The sequence below is a fragment of the Afipia massiliensis genome (assembly GCF_014203115.1).
Taxonomy (GTDB): domain Bacteria; phylum Pseudomonadota; class Alphaproteobacteria; order Rhizobiales; family Xanthobacteraceae; genus Afipia; species Afipia massiliensis.
Window position 1 is genome coordinate 18,766 of sequence record NZ_JACHIJ010000010.1, and the last position, 15,905, is coordinate 34,670.

The following is a 15,905-nucleotide window of genomic DNA, read 5'->3' on the forward strand; positions in this document are numbered from 1 at the left end:
TCGGGACACATGGTGCCCGACAGGCTCTACCGGCTGCTCGCCGCCGCCGACCGGCTGACCTCCGCAGCGATGTGGACCGTCGTCCATATGACCTATGCCCGCCGGGTCGATCTATCCGGCACCCCATTGCCGGCCGACGCCTTCAAACCAGCGCCCGAAGGCCATACTGGCGGCTCGCTCAATATGGTTCCGGCCTTCGTCGGCTATCTCGCTGCCAACACGATCACCGCAACGACCCGCTCTTGGCTGATGGGCCAAGGTCACTGCGTCGCCGCGATCGAAGCTGTCAATGCGCTGACCGGCGACGTCTCACTGGCGCAGAAAGGCCGCTACGACCGGACCGAGAAGGGTCTCTCTCAGCTCGCCGCCGACTTCTATTCCTATGCGATCGATGCGAAGGGCAGCGCCGCAGTCCCGCTCGGGAGCCATGCCGGTCCCAACACGGCCGGCGCGATCTCCGAGGGCGGCTATCTTGGCTTCGCGGAGGTACAATATGTCCACATGCCGCTTCCGGGAGAAACTCTCGTTGCCTTCCTGAGCGACGGTGCTTTCGAGGAGCAGCGCGGCTCCGACTGGACGCCCCGCTGGTGGCGGGCTGAGGATTCCGGCCTTACGATTCCCATCATGATCCTCAACGGACGCCGCATCGAGGAGCGCGCACAGATCGCCCAGCAGGGCGGTTCTGGCTGGCTCGCGGCCCATCTTCGCCACAACAGCTTCGATCCCTTTGCTATAGACGGCCGCGACCCGGCCGCCTTCGCCTTGGCGATCCTTACGGCCGAGGAGCGTCTTGAACGCTTCGCCGCCGATGCCGACCACAGCTATCCCGCGCCCATTCCCTATGTGATCGCCGAGACGGTCAAGGGGTTCGGCTTTCCGGGCGCTGGCACCAATGCCGCGCACAACCTCCCGATCGATGGAAATCCGTCCCGAAACGAAGGGGCGCGACGCGCGTTCAACGAGGCTTGTGCCACGCTCTTTGTGTCACCCGAAGAGATCGGTCGCGCAGTGAGCACGTTTGCCATCCACAACCAGCAAAATCGACCGCCCGAAAGCAGGCATCCACTGGCGATCCGCCGGCCGCCACCACCTCGGCTTCCCGGCCCCGAATGGACTCGCGCGGGCGAGCCGCCCGATTGCGCCATGCACGCGCTCGATCGCTGGTTCGTGCGTGTCGTCGACGCCAATCCGGGCTTGCGGCCACGGGTCGGCAACCCCGACGAGTTGCGCTCCAACCACATGGGCGCGACCCTCGATCGATTGCGGCATCGCGTCAACACGTCGGAACCCGGCGTAGCGGAGGCGGTGAACGGGGCCGTCATCACCGCGCTGAACGAGGAAGCAGTGGCGGGTGCGGCGCTTGCCAACAAGGGCGGGATCAACCTGATTGTCAGCTACGAAGCTTTCGCCATGAAGATGCTCGGAGGTCTGCGCCAGGAGATCGTCTTCGCCCGGCGGCAGCGCGAGCTCGGCCAGGAACCCGGCTGGATTTCGGTCCCCCTCGTCGTAACCTCCCATACTTGGGAGAACTCCAAGAACGAGCAGTCGCACCAGGATCCGACGATCAGTGAGGCATTGCTCGGCGAAATGTCGGACACCGCCCGGGTTCTGTTTCCGGTGGATGCCAACAGCGCCATGGCGGCGCTCCGTTCGGTCTACGAAGGGCGTGGCCAGGTAGCCTGCCTCATCGTGTCGAAGCGCGACATGCCGCACCGGCTCGATGGCGCGGCAGTAGGCCGGTTCGTGATCTTGGGCGCGGCACATATCGACGGCAATCCCGACGAAGCCGACCTGCAACTGGTGGCGATTGGAGCCTATCAGCTTGAGGAGGCGCTCAAGGCGTCGCGACGCCTCTCGGCGCGTGGCCTCAAAGCCCTTGTGACGGCAATGGCGGAGCCGGGTCGCTTCCGTGCGCCGCGCGATTCGATTGAGGCCGCCTTCACTGCGAGCGACAAGGATCTTGCCGCGTTGTTTCCCCCGCAGCTTCCCCGCGTGATCGTCACCCATACGCGGCCCGAGCCGATGCTCGGCCTGTTGCGCCGGCTGGACGGCGGGCCAACACGGACGGTCGCGCGTGGTTACATCAGCCGCGGCGGCACGCTCGATGCCGCCGGCATGCTGTTCGCCAATCGCTGCTCCTGGGCCCATCTGATCGATGCAGCGGCCCCGCTTGCCGGTTGGTCGCGCGACGAATTGCTCACGCCCGCCGAACGCGACGCCATCGACGGACGGGGCGACCCGGCCGACCTTTTCCAACCCTCGATCTGAAAGCCATCATGCTCACACTCACCTCACTCGGCGGTGCAGGAACCGTTACCGGCTCGAAACATCTTCTCTCTCACGGCGGAAAGCACATTCTGATCGACTGCGGCCTATTCCAGGGCCTGAAGAACTTGCGCGAGCTGAACTGGGCACCATTGCCGGTCGAGCCTTCCAGCATCGATGCCGTCGTCTTGACCCACGCCCATCTCGACCATTCCGGCTATCTGCCGAAGCTGGTGCGCGACGGCTTTCGCGGCCGCATCTTCGCCACCGCGGCCACCCGCGACGTGGCCGAACTGATCCTCAAGGACAGCGGTTATCTTCAGGAGAAGGATGCAGAATACGCCAACCGCAAGGAATTCTCGAAACATAAGCCGGCCTTGCCGCTCTACGGCGTGCGCGATGCGGAACGGGCGCTTGAGTTCTTTTCGCCCGTTCCCTTCGGTGAGATCGTTCAGCTCCCGGGCGGCGCGATGCTAACATTCCGTCATGCCGGGCACATCCTGGGCGCCGCAACCGCCGACATCGAATGGGCCGGCCGCCGCGTTGCCTTCTCCGGCGATCTCGGACGCTACGACGATCCGGTGATGCCCGATCCCGAGCCAGTTTCGGAAGCCGACTTCATTGTCATCGAATCCACCTACGGCAATCGCATTCACGAACCGGGCGACACCACCGAGGTTCTCGGCGCGGTGATCGAGCGCACAGTCCACCGCGGCGGCACCGTCGTTATCCCAGCCTTCGCCGTCGGCCGCGCACAGTCGCTGCTCTATCATCTGTGGAAACTGAAGACCGCCGGCAGGCAGTTGAACATTCCGATCTATCTTGACAGCCCCATGGCGATCGACGCGACCGACTTGCTTCATGCGCACCGTGCTGATCACCGCCTCACGCCGGAAGTCTGCGGCGCGATCTGCGGAATCGCGACTTACACGAGAGACGTCGAAAGTTCCAAGGCGATCACCACCAGCCGCTATCCCAAGGTGGTGATCTCGGCGAGCGGCATGGCGACCGGCGGCCGCGTGCTCCATCATCTGAAGGCATTCGCGCCTGATCACAAAAACACGGTCCTGTTCTCCGGTTTCCAAGCCGCCGGGACGCGAGGGCGAGCGATGTTACAGGGTGCTAGGGAGATCAGGATCCACGGCGAATGGATTCCCGTTCGGGCGGAGGTTGACGATCTGGCGATGCTCTCGGCTCATGCCGACGCCAACGAGCTGATACGCTGGCTCTCGGGCTTCCGTCACGGACCCTCGCGTGTCTTCATCGTGCATGGCGAGCCCGAAGCGGCTGAGGCGCTGCGCGTTCGCATCGACAAGGATCTCGGATGGAACGCGACCGTTCCCCGTCAGGATCAGGCGTTCGATCTATGATCCCAGTCCAGGAGCCGACCGACGCAGTCGCACAACCGACGCTCCGCGCCAAGCGTCTTGGCCTCCACACCCAGCATCAGGCAGTGGTCATCATGCGCACAGACTGCCATGTCTGTCGTTCGGAGGGTCTTGCCGCGCGCTCGCAGGTCCTCGTTTCGACGGGCAATCGGGAGGTGCAGGCAACCCTCTTTCAAATAGAGGGCGGCGAATTGATCGGACTCGACGAGATCGCGCTTTCGGAGACCGCCTGGACCATCCTCGGCGTTGCAGACGGCGAGGCCGTCAAAGTCACACATGCCCCCGCGATCGAATCGTTGGCAAGCGTCCGCCGACGTATCTACGGCAACCGCCTCGACGCATCCGCCTTTGCGGCGATCGTCAATGACGTCGTCGCCGGCCGATACACCGACGTGCATCTTGCCGCTTTCCTGACGGCGAGCGCTGCGCTGCCTCTGGATGAAGAGGAGACCGCCGACCTGACCGGTGCGATGGTCGAGGTCGGCGACCGTATGCGCTGGGATGCCCCGATCGTCGTCGACAAGCACTGCATCGGCGGCCTGCCGGGCAATCGCACCACGCCGATCGTTGTCGCGATCGTCGCGTCGCATGGCCTTATCATGCCCAAGACCTCTTCGCGCGCGATAACATCGCCGGCAGGCACGGCCGACACGATGGAGACGCTTGCTCCGGTCGACCTCGACATTGCGACACTCAGGCGTGTGGTGGAGGCCGAAGGTGGCTGCATCGCCTGGGGTGGCGCGGTGCATCTTAGTCCCGCCGACGACATTTTCTTGCGCGTCGAGCGCGAGCTCGACGTCGATACGGAAGGCCAGCTCATCGCGTCCGTGCTGTCGAAGAAAATTTCCGCTGGCTCGACCCATGTGGTGATCGACATTCCCGTCGGCGCGACCGCAAAAGTCCGCAGCGAGGAGGTCGCCAGTCACCTTGCCGAGCGCATCGGCGCGGTCGCGGCGCGCTTCGGCCTGACCGCGACATGTCTCCAGACCGATGGTTCGCAGCCGGTCGGCCGGGGCATCGGGCCGGCCCTCGAGGCTTTCGACGTCCTGGCTGTTCTTCAAAATGCCAGTGGTGCGCCGGACGACCTCAGGAGGCGCGCGGCGACGCTTGCGGGCGCAGCGCTCGAAATCGGCGGGAAAGCCCGAAGGGGTGAAGGGACTCGGTTGGCGCTCGAAACGCTCGCCGAAGGGCGGGCCTGGGCGAAGTTCGAGGCCATCTGTGAGGCGCAGGGCGGGATGCGTACACCCCCGACTGCGTCCAACGTCCATCCGGTTGTGGCGCCGCATGCAGGACGTATCGTCCATATCGACAACCGAAAGCTCGCCCGGCTCGCCAAACTCGCCGGAGCGCCCGAGGCCAAGGCTGCCGGCGTTCGCATGAACGTGCGGCTGGGCCACGAGATTGATAAGGGCCAGCCAATGCTTCATGTCCATGCCGAGACGCGCGGCGAACTCGCCTATGCTCTCGAATATGCTTCCCGGGCCGACGATATCGTCAAGGTCGAACCATGAGGCGATCATGGGGCGGGTTCAATCGTATCGTTCTCGCCCACGTCGCGGCAGCGCTTTGGGATCATTTCTATCGGTGCGACAAGGTGCTGCTCAGATGAACAGGCGGCCGTCATGATCAGGTACGCTGATGACGTGACTTATCCATTACGGGCCAGGCCATGGATTCCTTGATCCTGCAGCTGGGTCTGGCACTTGCAATCGGCTTGCTCGTCGGCCTGGAGCGTGGATGGCGCGAACGCGAAACACCGGATGGCGGGCGCGCGGCGGGCATCCGAACATACGGAATTTCCGGACTGCTCGGCGGCGTGGTGGCGGCTCTTAGCGCCAGCCTTGATGCCCCCTCCATCCTGATCGCCGGCTTTCTCGCCTTCACCGCGGTCTTCGCATGGTACAAGGCGCGCGAATCCCTCCACGACGAGGATTACAGCGTGACCGGCATCATTGCCGGGCTTGGCGTGTTCGCTTTGGGTGCGCTTGCCGTCGTCGGAGACCAACGCGCTGCCGCCGCTGGTGGGACTGCGCTCGCTACCGTTCTCGCCAGTCGCGATCTTCTGCACGGGCTTCTCAGGCGGATTTCCTGGATCGAGCTTCGCTCGGCTCTGGTGCTCGCCGTGATGACGGCGATCATCCTGCCGCTGCTGCCCGCTCGAGCCGTCGATCCCTGGGGCGGCTTCAATCCTCAGCAGGTGTGGCTCTTCACTGTGTTGACGGCGGCGATCTCCTTTCTCGGCTACATCGCAGTCCGGGCGCTCGGCACGACCCGTGGCGCTCTGGTCAGTGGTCTCGCTGGGGCCGTCATCTCGTCCACCGCCGTAACGTTGGCGCTGGCGCGAACTGCCAAGACCGGAACGTATCCTTGGCCGCTGGCAGGTGCCGCGATCCTCGCTGCGGGCGTATCCGTGATGCGAGTCACCGCAATCGTCGCCATCGTCGCGCCGTCGGTGCTAGGAGTCGCGGGCTTGGCCATTCTTGCCGCAATCGGCGGTTTCGCGGCCTGCGGCATTCTCCTCTTGCTGTCGCGCCACACTATTTCGGGTGAAGCTGCGCAACCGCCGCGCAACCCCTTCGAGGTGGGGCCGCTGATCCTGTTTGCAGCGCTCTTCGCGGTCGTCTCCACCGTGAGCGCGGCCCTTTCGGTCGGAAGCAGCAGCGGGATGGTGGCGACCTCCGCCATCTCGGGAATGTTCGACGTCGACGTGGCGGTGCTCAGCGCGTTGCGGTTGCTCGGACAACCCGCAACCATGGAGGCGGTCGGACACGCCGTGCTTCTGGCGCTCGCCACGAATGCCATTGGCCGCCTGACCGTCGCCGCCGTTGCGGGGCCGGTTCGCTTCTGGCTCCCGCTGGCGGGCGCCACCGTGGTGGCCATAGCGCTCGGCTACGCCGCCTTTGCGACGCTGCCGCATTTCGAGTGGCCGGGTCCGTCAGCCGTGACCGGGTCTTGAATGGACGACGCGCGGGCATATTCCGTCGCCCTGCACACGGGCGGCCACTTTGCCGAGGAGGGAGCTCCGTGCCTGAAGCCGCGGCCGAATTCCCCTCGTCTGCTCGATCTCATGTTGTTCGGACGGGATGATCTGAGAGCACAGGTCGGTGATCTCGGCATCGTTGAGCTCGGCTTCACGGCACATCGGGATGGCTCCGGAATGGTGTGCGGCTCCCAGCATCTCCGCTCCGACAACGCACCACAGCGCCGGTCCGCTTCATGCCAACGGACCAGCGCCTATCCTTGTCCCGGGAGAAGAGAGCGTCAGCCGGGTTGAACCTCCGCAGGATAGCCTGCGGATCTGAGCACCGCGCTGATTTGTTCGACGCCTGCCCTGCTCTCCAGTCTCACGATCTTCAGTGCCTGATCGACGTCAATCCTGGCGTCGGCGTCGATGCTCTTAAGGGCTTTGGTGACGGTTGCAGCGCAGCCGCCGCAGTTCATGTTGGAGATTTTCAAATAGACCATGGCACTCTCCTTGATTTGTCTTGCATGAGTGAAGGTGGGGCTTCCAACAATGGGAGGGTCAATAGGTCTGCCCGCCGAAAAATTGCACCAATCGGCGTTGACCTTCCCATTGTTGGAAGCACCATGTTTGCGGTCAGCAGTGATTCAAGGAGCTGACGACATGCCGACCTCAACCGCATTCGCCGAGCTCGACGCTCCATCCGCCACACTGCGGCTACGAAACGAAGGCATGTCCTGTGCGTCGTGCGTGGGGAGAGTCGAGAAGGCCTTGAAGGCACTGTCAGGGGTGACGCGCGCCTCGGTCAATCTCGCGACGGAGCGCGCCGAGGTCGATTTCTCCGCGCAACCCGAGCCGCTTGCCGTGGTCGGCGCGGTCAAGACCGCCGGCTACGAGGTCGGTAGCGAGACGGCGGAACTCGTCGTCGAAGGAATGAGCTGTGCGTCCTGCGTTGGACGCGTCGAGAAGGTCTTAAAGGCGCTTCCCGGCGTTCTTGATGCTTCGGTCAACCTGGCGACTGAAAAAGCCCGCATCCACTATCTCGGCGGTTCTGTTTCCACCTCAGACATGATTGCCGCAGTCGCAAGCGCCGGCTATGGCGCGCGCGGTGACGAACGGAGCGGTCGCCAAGGACCAGGAAGCCGCTCAGCGCGAGCGGGAAATGCGTTCGCTGCGCAACGCGCTGCTGTGTCAACGCCGGAGAGATTTTGCAGCGGTCCTCACCGTACCGGTCGTGGTGCTCGAAATGGGCAGCCACCTGGTTCCCGCGATCCATATGTGGGTGATGGAGACCATCGGGCAGCAGGGCAACTGGTATCTGCAGTTTACCCTGACGACGCTGGTGCTGTTCGGTCCAGGCCTGCGCTTCTTCACCAAGGGCGTCCCGGCGCTGCTGCGCGGCGGCCCCGACATGAACACGCTGGTCAGCCTCGGTACCAGCGCGGCCTGGGCCTATTCCGTGGTCGCCACCTTCGCGCCTCAGCTGCTGCCGGAAGGCACCCATAACGTCTACTATGAAGCGGCGGCTGTGATCGTTGCGCTGATCCTGCTCGGCCGCTGGCTCGAGGCGCGCGCAAAGGGCCGCACGAGCGAGGCGATCAAGCAGTTGGTGGGCCTGCAGGCGAAGACCGCGCAGGTCCTCCGCGACGGGAAGGTGGTGCAGGTTTCCCTCTCCGAGGTCGTAGTCGGCGACATCGTGCAGGTGCGTCCTGGCGAGCGCGTGCCGGTCGATGGCGAAGTGCTCGACGGTTCGTCCTTCATCGACGAGTCCATGATCACGGGCGAGCCGATCCCGGTCCAAAAGAGCGTGGGCGCGGCAGTCGTCGGTGGCACGATCAACAAGACGGCAGCATCACCTTCCGCGCCACCAAGGTCGGCGGCGACACCGTGCTGGCACAGATCATCCGCATGGTCGAAGAGGCGCAGGGCTCCAAGCTGCCGATCCAGGCGCTAGTCGACCGCGTGACGGGCGTCTTCGTTCCGATCGTCATGGGTATCGCGGCATTGACCTTCGTCGTCTGGCTGGTGTTTGGTCCCGATCCGGCGCTTGCCTTCGCGCTGGTCAGCAGTGTCGCGGTCCTGATTATCGCCTTCCCCTGCGCCATGGGTCTCGCCACGCCGACTTCGATCATGGTCGGGACCGGGCGAGCCGCAAGGATGGGGGTTCTGTTCCGCAAGGGCGAAGCGCTCCAGACGCTGAGGGGCGCGAAAGCCATCGCCCGCGACAAGACTGGCACGCTGACGAACGGTCGGCCCGAACTGACCGACCTGTCGGTGGTTGGCGGGTTCCAGGAGTCCGATGTGCTGTCCCTGGATGGCTGGTCGCCGACAGCCGTGGTGACGCCGGGCGAATGGCATTCCTTAGAATCTCTCTAATCAATCCACCACTCGAAAATCGCGAACAACAGAGCCGGCGATACCGGTGATCAACAGGCTCACGATTCCTTTTTCATCTTCAAGACAGCCCATACCAAGAAAGTTCTTCAGTCCGCTGTTCGCATAACGCCCAGTCCGTCTAATGCTGTGGTCAGTAGATTCTTTGATATCGATTAAGGTTTCCGGTGTTCCCCGCTGCCAGTGTTTGCGCAGGCAACGCAAGGGGATGTCGACATCGTGTCCGGAACGATAGATCGCAATATCAAAGCGCCTTCCGAGTCACGTTCGACGACCGGGTCCGGCGGCGCGTCTCAGGAGCCATCCTGGCTCCGGTCGCACTGGGGCCTGCTTATGGGCCTTGCGGCGCTTGTCCTCGTGATCATGCTCCCAACCCCGGAGGGGCTGCCCGTCGCGGGCCAGCGCATGCTGGCGGTGCTGGCCTTCGCCGTCATCGTATGGATGACGGAAGCGGTCGACTACGCCGTCTCGGCACTGATCATCGCTGCCCTGATGGCGTTCCTGCTGGGGCTGTCCCCCTCTCTGACGAATCCCGACGCGCTAATGGGCACCAGCAGAGGGCTCGGCCTGGCCTTTGGCGGCTTCGCCAATACTGCGCTGGTTCTGGTTGCGGCGGCGCTGTTCCTCGCCGCCGCGATGACGATAACCGGCCTCGACAAGCGCATTGCCCTCGTCATCCTCTCGCGCACCGGGACCCGCAGCCGCGACGTCGTCATCGGCGCCATCGTCGTGGGCATCGTGATGGCGTTTCTCGTGCCCTCCACCACGGCCCGCGTGGCCAGCATCGTTCCCATCATGCTCGGCATCATCGCGGCGTTCGGCGTGAACAAGAACGGTGCCTTCGCCGGCATGCTGATGATCACCACGGTGAACACCGCCAGCATCTGGAATATCGGCATCAAGACGGCCGCCGCCCAGAACATGGTGGCCGTCGGCTTCATCGAGCGGACGCTGAACTACACCGTGACCTGGCTGGAATGGTTCGTCGCCGCCGCGCCCTTCGCCATCATCATGACGGTGGTGCTCTATTTCGTCATGACGCGGATGATGAAGCCGGAGGTTGATGAAGTGCCGGGCGGACGGGCGGCGATCCGCAAATCGCTTGCCGAGCTCGGCCCCATGAAGACGGCCGAAAAGAAGCTGCTCACTCTGTCGCTCACCCTGCTCGCCTTCTGGGCAACGGAAGGGGTGCTGCATCCGTTCGACACCTCGTCGACGACGGTGGCCGCGGTGGCGCTGATGTTCGTGCCCGGCATCGGCATCATGACGTGGAAAGAGGCGCAGCCGAAGATTCCCTGGGGCACGGTCATCCTGTTCGGCGTCGGCATCAGCCTCGGCACTGCTCTTCTCCAGACGGGCGGTGCGGTCTGGCTCGCCGGCATCGTGGTGGAGCGGTTCGGGCTCGCCGGCGGAACCTCTCTCTTCATCCTCGCCGTGCTCAGTCTGTTCCTCATCCTAATCCATCTTGGTTTCGCCAGCGCGACGGCACTCGCCTCGGCGATGATCCCCATCGTCATCGCAGTCCTGCAGAGCGTATCGATCCCCGGCATCAACATCATCGGCATGACCATATTGCTGCAGTTCGTCGTCAGCTTCGGCTTCATCCTCGTGGTGAACGCGCCGCAGAACATGGTCGCATACGGAACCGAGACCTTCGAGGCGAAGGACTTCGTGCGCACCGGCCTCGTGCTCACCGTGATTGCCTTCGCGCTCGTCATGCTGCTTGGCGCAACTTACTGGAAATGGATCGGTTATGTCTGAGATCCGGCAGCACCCTGCACCCAGTCTTGGCGGCGGACCTTTGACGTCGCGCGTGAAGACACCCCGGATGCAGGAGATGATAAGATGAAACTGACGGACATTTCCGCACCTGACTATTTCCACAAAGTCGTGGACTGTCAGTGGGCCTGCCCGGCGCATACGCCGGTTCCCGAATACATCCGTCTGATCGCGCAGGGCCGCTATACCGACGCCTACATGATCAACTGGAGATCGAACGTCTTTCCGGGAATCCTCGGGCGCACCTGCGACCGGCCCTGCGAACCGGCCTGCCGGCGCGGCCGGGTCGAAGAGGCGCCGGTGGCGATCTGCCGACTCAAGCGGGTCGCGGCCGATTTCAAGGACGACATCGGCGCCCGCCTCCCCAGGCCGGCTGCCCACACGAACGGCAAGCGCGTCGCGCTGGTGGGGGCAGGTCCCGCCTCGCTGACGGTCGCGCGCGATCTCGCGCCGCTCGGATATGACTGCACTGTGTTCGACGGCAACCCCAAGGCCGGCGGCATGATACGCAGCCAGATCCCGAAATTCCGGCTACCCGATTTCGTGATTGACGAGGAATGCGGCTATATCCTCGATCTCGGCGTCACCTTTCATTCCGGCAAGCGCATCGACAGCCTCAAGGCGCTTCTTTCGGAGGGTTATGATGCCGTGTTCATCGGCTCGGGGGCCCCGCGCGGCAGGGATCTTGATATCCCTGGCCGGAAAGAGGCGGCCGCCGGCATTCACGTCGGGGTCGACTGGCTGGCGGCGGTGTCGTTTGAGCACGTGACGAAGACGGACCGACGCGTCGTCGTCATCGGCGGCGGCAACACCGCCATGGATTGCGGACGCTCTGCCCGGCGCCTCGGCGGCGAGGACGTCATCGTCGTCGTCCGCGAGAGCTTCGACGATATGCCGGCGGCAAGTTGGGAGAAGGAAGCGCTCCTCCATGAGGGAATCACCATCTCGGCCGGTCTCGCGCCCAAAGCCTTCATCAACGAAGGCGGTCGCCTGACGGGCTTGCTGGTCGAGCCGGTCACGACCGTCACCGAAAACGGCCACTCCAAGATCGTTCCGACGGGCGAGCCGCTGCGTCAGATCAACTGCGACGAGGTCGTGATTGCAATCGGTCAGCAGAACGCATTTCCGTGGATCGAACGCGATATCGGAATCGACTTCGACAGATGGGACATGCCGATCGTAGCGGAAAACACTTTCGCCTCGACCCACCCCAAGGTGTTTTTCGGGGGCGACGCGGCACGGGGGCCGAAAAACATCATCAGCGCCGTCGCCCACGGCCACGACGCGGCGCTGTCGATCCACCGCCTACTGTCTGGCGAGGACATCAACGAACGCCTGTTACCTCACGTGCAAATCGAGAGCGAAAAGCTAGGCATCCACGAGTGGACCTATGACAGCGAGGTCACGCTCGACCGCCGCTTCCCGGTGCCCTCGCGCGACAACGATACCGCCCTCAAGGACATCCGCACGGAGGTGGAACTCGGCTATGACCCGGCCCTGGCGCTCGCCGAGGCGGGTCGCTGCCTGAACTGCGACGTCCAGACGGTGTTCCGCGGGCCGTCCTGCATCGAATGCGATTCCTGCGTCGATATCTGCCCGATGGACTGCATCACCTTCACCGAGAACGTTCAGAACGAGGAGGAGTTGCGCCTGCAGCTGCGGGTGCCTGCACTGAACTCACTCCAGGATCTCTACGTCGCGGACGGGTTGAAGACTGGGCGCGTCATGGTGAAGGACGAGGATCTTTGCCTGCATTGCGGCTTGTGCGCCGAGCGCTGCCCGACCGGCGCCTGGAGCATGCAGAAATACTTCATCGACATGACCCATGCAGGTGACACATGCCCGACACGCTCCCGATAAGCCGCGTCAACGACTTCGTCGTCCGCTTCGCCAACACCAATGGATCGGGGTCCGCAAGCGCGAACGAGCTGTTCGCGCGGGCGGTGCTGCGAATGGGCGTGCCCGTCGCGGCGCGCAACATATTCCCATCGAACATCCAGGGCCTTCCGACCTGGTACGAGGTTCGCGTCTGCGAGGCCGGCTATCTGGGCGCACGCGGCGGAACCGATCTCGTGGTGGCGATGAACCCCCAGACCTTCGCCAAGGACCAGGCTGGGCTCGAACCGGGCGGATACCTAATCTACGATTCGACGCGGCCCGTTCAGAAATCCCAATTCCGCGAGGATATAACCGTCCTCGGCGCTCCGCTGGGCGCGATCTGCAACAGGGAATACAGCGACCCGCGGGAGCGGCAGCTCTTCAAGAACGTCATGTATATCGGTGTTCTCGCCGCGGTGCTCGAGATGGACACCGACGAGATCGACACGCTCATCGGCCGGCAATTCGCGGGCAAGGAGCGCCTCATCGAGGCCAATGTCCGGGCTTTTCATATCGGCCGTGACTGGGCGGTCGACAATCTCCCCTGTCCCATTGGCTTGCGCGTCCGGCGCGCGGACGCCGTCGGCGGGCGCATCTTCATCGACGGCAATTCCGCGACGGCGCTCGGCGCGGTGTTCGGCGGCGCCACGGTCTGCGCGTGGTATCCGATCACGCCCTCGACCTCGATCGCCGACGCCTTCTCCGCCTATTGCGCGCGCTTCCGGATCGATCCCGAGACCGGAAAGAAGCGCTACGCCATCATCCAGACCGAGGACGAGCTCGCCTCCAGCGGCATGGTGATCGGCGCCGCCTGGAACGGCGCGCGGGCGTTTGCGCCGACCTCCGGGCCCGGCATCTCGCTCATGCAGGAGTTTCTCGGGCTGGCCTATTTCGCCGAAATCCCGGCCGTGATCATGGACGTTCAGCGCGGCGGCCCCTCGACGGGCATGCCGACGCGCACGCAGCAGTCCGACATCCTGCTCGCGGCTTATGCCTCGCACGGCGACACCAAGCATGTCCTGCTCTTCCCGGAGGGTCCGGCGGAGGCCTTCGAGTTCAGCGCCCTCTCCTTTGATCTCGCCGACCGGCTGCAGACGCCGGTCCTGCTCATGCTCGATCTCGACATCGGCATGAACCATCGGCTCTGCGCGCCGCTGCGCTGGGACGACGACCGGGTCTACGACCGCGGCAAGGTGATGACCGCAGCCGATCTCGACGCCGGCAAGGACTTCGGACGCTATCTCGACGTCGACGGCGACGGCATTCCCTACCGCACCTACCCTGGCACCCATCCGCGCAAGGGCTCCTTCTTCACCCGCGGCACGACCCGGGACCGCTATGCACGCTATACTGAGGAGGGCGGCCCCTATGTCGACAACATGGAACGGCTGTTGAAGAAGTTCGAGACCGCAAAGGATCTTGTTCCCGGCCCCGTGGTCACCCTGGCCAGCACCCCCTCGCGCTACGGGGTGATCTATTTCGGCTCGACGTCGCCCGCCATGGAGGAGGCGGCCGATCTGCTGGAGGCCGATGGCCATGCGCTCGACCGGATGCGGGTCAGGGCGTTTCCCTTCAACCGCGATGTCGAGAATTTCTTGCGTGCCCATGAGGCGGTCCTGGTCGTCGAGCAGAACCGCGATGCCCAACTTCGCACCCTAATCATCACCGAATGCGGCGTCGACCCCGCGAAAATGATACCGGTGCTTCACTACGACGGCACGCCGATCACCGCCCGGTTCATCGCCGCCGCCATCGCCGCCCGTCTCGGCGGGGCCCCGAAGCACAGTGAAAGGGCGGTCGCATGAGCTATCTCGCCAAGCCGAAGTTCCATCACCCCGCACTGCCCGAAAACACACTCGGCTATACGCGGCGCGACTATGAGGGGGCAATTTCCACGCTCTGCGCCGGCTGCGGCCACGATTCTATTACCGCGGCGATCGTCGAGGCATGCTTCGAGTTGTCGATCGCACCGCACCGGGTGGCCAAAATCTCCGGCATCGGCTGCTCCTCGAAGACACCGACCTATTTCCTGGGGAATTCCCACGGTTTCAACTCGGTGCACGGACGCATGCCGTCGGTCCTGACGGGAGCCAGCCTCGCCAATCGTGACCTGATCTATCTTGGCGTGTCGGGCGATGGGGACAGCGCCTCGATCGGGCTTGGTCAGTTCGCCCATGCGCTGCGCCGCGGCGTTAACATGGTCTATATCGTTGAGAACAACGGCGTCTACGGCCTCACCAAGGGCCAGTTCTCCGCAACCGCTGACGACGGATCGAAATCAAAGCAGGGTGTCGTCAACATCGACAAGCCCATCGATCTCACCGCCATGGCGCTCCAGCTCGGCGCGAGCTACGTCGCCCGCTCGTTCTCCGGCGACAAGGCACAGCTCGTCTCGCTCATCAAGGGCGCGATCGAGCACGAAGGCGCGGCCTTCATCGACGTCATCTCGCCCTGTGTCGCCTTCAACAACCATGAGGGCTCCACCAAGAGCTATGATTATGTCCGCGAGCACAACATCGCGGTCAATCGGCTGGACGTGATCGTCGGACGCGCGCCGATCACGGTCGACTACGAGCCCGGCAAGCTCGAATTGGTTCAACAGCACGACGGGTCCTGGCTCCGGCTGAGAAAGCTGAACGCCGAATACAGCGTGCATGATCGCCGGGCCGCCATAGATTTTCTGCTCGAGCACGAGGCCAAGTCCGAGATCGTGACGGGCCTGCTATATGTTGCAAGCGAGAAGGACGAACTGCACGCCGATCTCAACACGACGGATACGCCTCTCAATGCGCTTTCGGAAAAGGAACTGTGCCCGCGCATGGCACGATTAGAGGAGATCAATGCAAGACATGCATTGCTATAACCGCTCGGCGTGATCGCGCCGGCGATGACGCGCTCCCCCTCGTGAAAACCGGAAACAGCAGAGCCGAGCTTCTCGATCACCCCGACCGGCTCGTGACCGATGGTCAGACCTTTCGCCACCGGATACTCACCTTTGAGAATATGCACGTCGGTTCCACAAATCGTCGTGGTCGTAATCCTGATGAGCGCGTCAAGCGGACCAATGTCTGGAATCGACTTTTCATCAAGGACAATGCGGCCAGGTTCGACAAAAACGGCTGCTCGCATCAATGCCATTGAAGACCTCCTTGTGTCGATCATGCATCAGTAGTCTCTCGGCTTGACCAAAGCGAAACATTGATCGGGGGTAAAGAGCAGTCGAGCATTGTGGCTTCGGC

10 protein-coding genes and 2 pseudogenes are annotated in these 15,905 nt (G+C 63.8%); 9 read left to right on the forward strand and 3 right to left on the reverse strand.

Translation table 11 applies throughout. The features are described 5' to 3' along the window. Positions 1–9: 9 nt before the first annotated feature. The 4 genes from HNQ36_RS24395 to HNQ36_RS24410 all read left to right on the forward strand — a co-directional run bounded on the left by HNQ36_RS24395 (position 10) and on the right by HNQ36_RS24410 (position 6,609). Complete coding sequence (locus tag HNQ36_RS24395; protein ID WP_430641408.1) at positions 10–2,268, forward strand: phosphoketolase family protein; 2,259 nt, start codon at positions 10–12, stop codon at positions 2,266–2,268. Between the two features lie 8 nt (positions 2,269–2,276). After that, the gene (locus tag HNQ36_RS24400; protein ID WP_184090137.1) at positions 2,277–3,635 is read left to right on the forward strand and encodes an MBL fold metallo-hydrolase RNA specificity domain-containing protein; all 1,359 of its coding nucleotides are present in this window, start codon (positions 2,277–2,279) and stop codon (positions 3,633–3,635) included. Then, entirely contained in the window at positions 3,632–5,164 is a 1,533-nt protein-coding gene (locus HNQ36_RS24405; RefSeq protein ID WP_184090140.1) for a thymidine phosphorylase family protein, read from the forward strand. The genes HNQ36_RS24400 and HNQ36_RS24405 overlap by 4 nt, the downstream gene beginning before the upstream one ends. Positions 5,165–5,322: 158 nt before the next feature. Next, positions 5,323–6,609 carry an MgtC/SapB family protein gene (locus tag HNQ36_RS24410; protein WP_184090142.1) on the forward strand — a complete coding sequence of 429 codons (1,287 nt, stop codon included), beginning with the start codon at positions 5,323–5,325 and terminating at the stop codon, positions 6,607–6,609. Between the two features lie 305 nt (positions 6,610–6,914). Here HNQ36_RS24410 and HNQ36_RS24415 read toward each other — a convergent pair whose 3' ends face one another. Beyond that, on the reverse strand, positions 6,915–7,118 hold the full coding sequence (locus HNQ36_RS24415; RefSeq protein WP_184090144.1) for a heavy-metal-associated domain-containing protein: 204 nt from the start codon (positions 7,116–7,118) through the stop codon (positions 6,915–6,917). A gap of 229 nt (positions 7,119–7,347) precedes the next feature. Here HNQ36_RS24415 and HNQ36_RS24420 point away from each other — a divergent pair. Beyond that, positions 7,348–8,928: pseudogene (locus HNQ36_RS24420) on the forward strand (heavy metal translocating P-type ATPase); the annotation flags it as partial. Between the two features lie 63 nt (positions 8,929–8,991). Here the strand turns inward: HNQ36_RS24420 and HNQ36_RS24425 are convergent. Then, positions 8,992–9,213, reverse strand: coding sequence for a hypothetical protein (locus tag HNQ36_RS24425; protein WP_184090284.1), 222 nt, complete (start codon positions 9,211–9,213; stop codon positions 8,992–8,994). Positions 9,214–9,252: 39 nt separating this feature from the next. Between HNQ36_RS24425 and HNQ36_RS24430 the strand changes: the two genes are divergently transcribed. From HNQ36_RS24430 to HNQ36_RS24445, 4 genes are all read left to right on the forward strand, one after another. After that, on the forward strand, positions 9,253–10,770 hold the full coding sequence (locus HNQ36_RS24430; RefSeq protein WP_347340009.1) for a DASS family sodium-coupled anion symporter: 1,518 nt from the start codon (positions 9,253–9,255) through the stop codon (positions 10,768–10,770). An 84-nt stretch (positions 10,771–10,854) separates the two neighbouring features. Next, a complete protein-coding gene (locus HNQ36_RS24435) occupies positions 10,855–12,648 on the forward strand; it encodes an FAD-dependent oxidoreductase (RefSeq protein WP_184090147.1) in 1,794 nt (597 codons plus the stop codon). Next, the gene (locus HNQ36_RS24440) at positions 12,627–14,471 is read left to right on the forward strand and encodes a 2-oxoacid:acceptor oxidoreductase subunit alpha (protein WP_184090150.1); all 1,845 of its coding nucleotides are present in this window, start codon (positions 12,627–12,629) and stop codon (positions 14,469–14,471) included. The genes HNQ36_RS24435 and HNQ36_RS24440 overlap by 22 nt, the downstream gene beginning before the upstream one ends. Beyond that, positions 14,468–15,529, forward strand: a complete 1,062-nt coding sequence (locus HNQ36_RS24445) for a 2-oxoacid:ferredoxin oxidoreductase subunit beta (protein ID WP_184090153.1) — start codon at positions 14,468–14,470, stop codon at positions 15,527–15,529. The genes HNQ36_RS24440 and HNQ36_RS24445 overlap by 4 nt, the downstream gene beginning before the upstream one ends. Here the strand turns inward: HNQ36_RS24445 and HNQ36_RS24450 are convergent. After that, a pseudogene (locus HNQ36_RS24450) lies at positions 15,511–15,804 on the reverse strand (alcohol dehydrogenase catalytic domain-containing protein); the annotation flags it as partial. The gene HNQ36_RS24445 and the pseudogene HNQ36_RS24450 sit on opposite strands and share 19 nt — an antisense overlap. Positions 15,805–15,905 lie beyond the last annotated feature (101 nt).

Excerpts from the sequence above, each read along its gene's own strand:
- HNQ36_RS24445 (WP_184090153.1), top strand. The coding sequence starts at position 14,468 with ATGAGCTATCTCGCCAAGCCGAAGTTCCATCACCCCGCACTGCCCGAA.
- HNQ36_RS24400 (WP_184090137.1), top strand. The coding sequence starts at position 2,277 with ATGCTCACACTCACCTCACTCGGCGGTGCAGGAACCGTTACCGGCTCG.
- HNQ36_RS24440 (WP_184090150.1), top strand. The coding sequence starts at position 12,627 with ATGCCCGACACGCTCCCGATAAGCCGCGTCAACGACTTCGTCGTCCGC.
- HNQ36_RS24415 (WP_184090144.1), bottom strand. The coding sequence starts at position 7,118 with ATGGTCTATTTGAAAATCTCCAACATGAACTGCGGCGGCTGCGCTGCA.
- HNQ36_RS24410 (WP_184090142.1), top strand. The coding sequence starts at position 5,323 with ATGGATTCCTTGATCCTGCAGCTGGGTCTGGCACTTGCAATCGGCTTG.
- HNQ36_RS24435 (WP_184090147.1), top strand. The coding sequence starts at position 10,855 with ATGAAACTGACGGACATTTCCGCACCTGACTATTTCCACAAAGTCGTG.
- HNQ36_RS24395 (WP_430641408.1), top strand. The coding sequence starts at position 10 with ATGGTGCCCGACAGGCTCTACCGGCTGCTCGCCGCCGCCGACCGGCTG.
- HNQ36_RS24405 (WP_184090140.1), top strand. The coding sequence starts at position 3,632 with ATGATCCCAGTCCAGGAGCCGACCGACGCAGTCGCACAACCGACGCTC.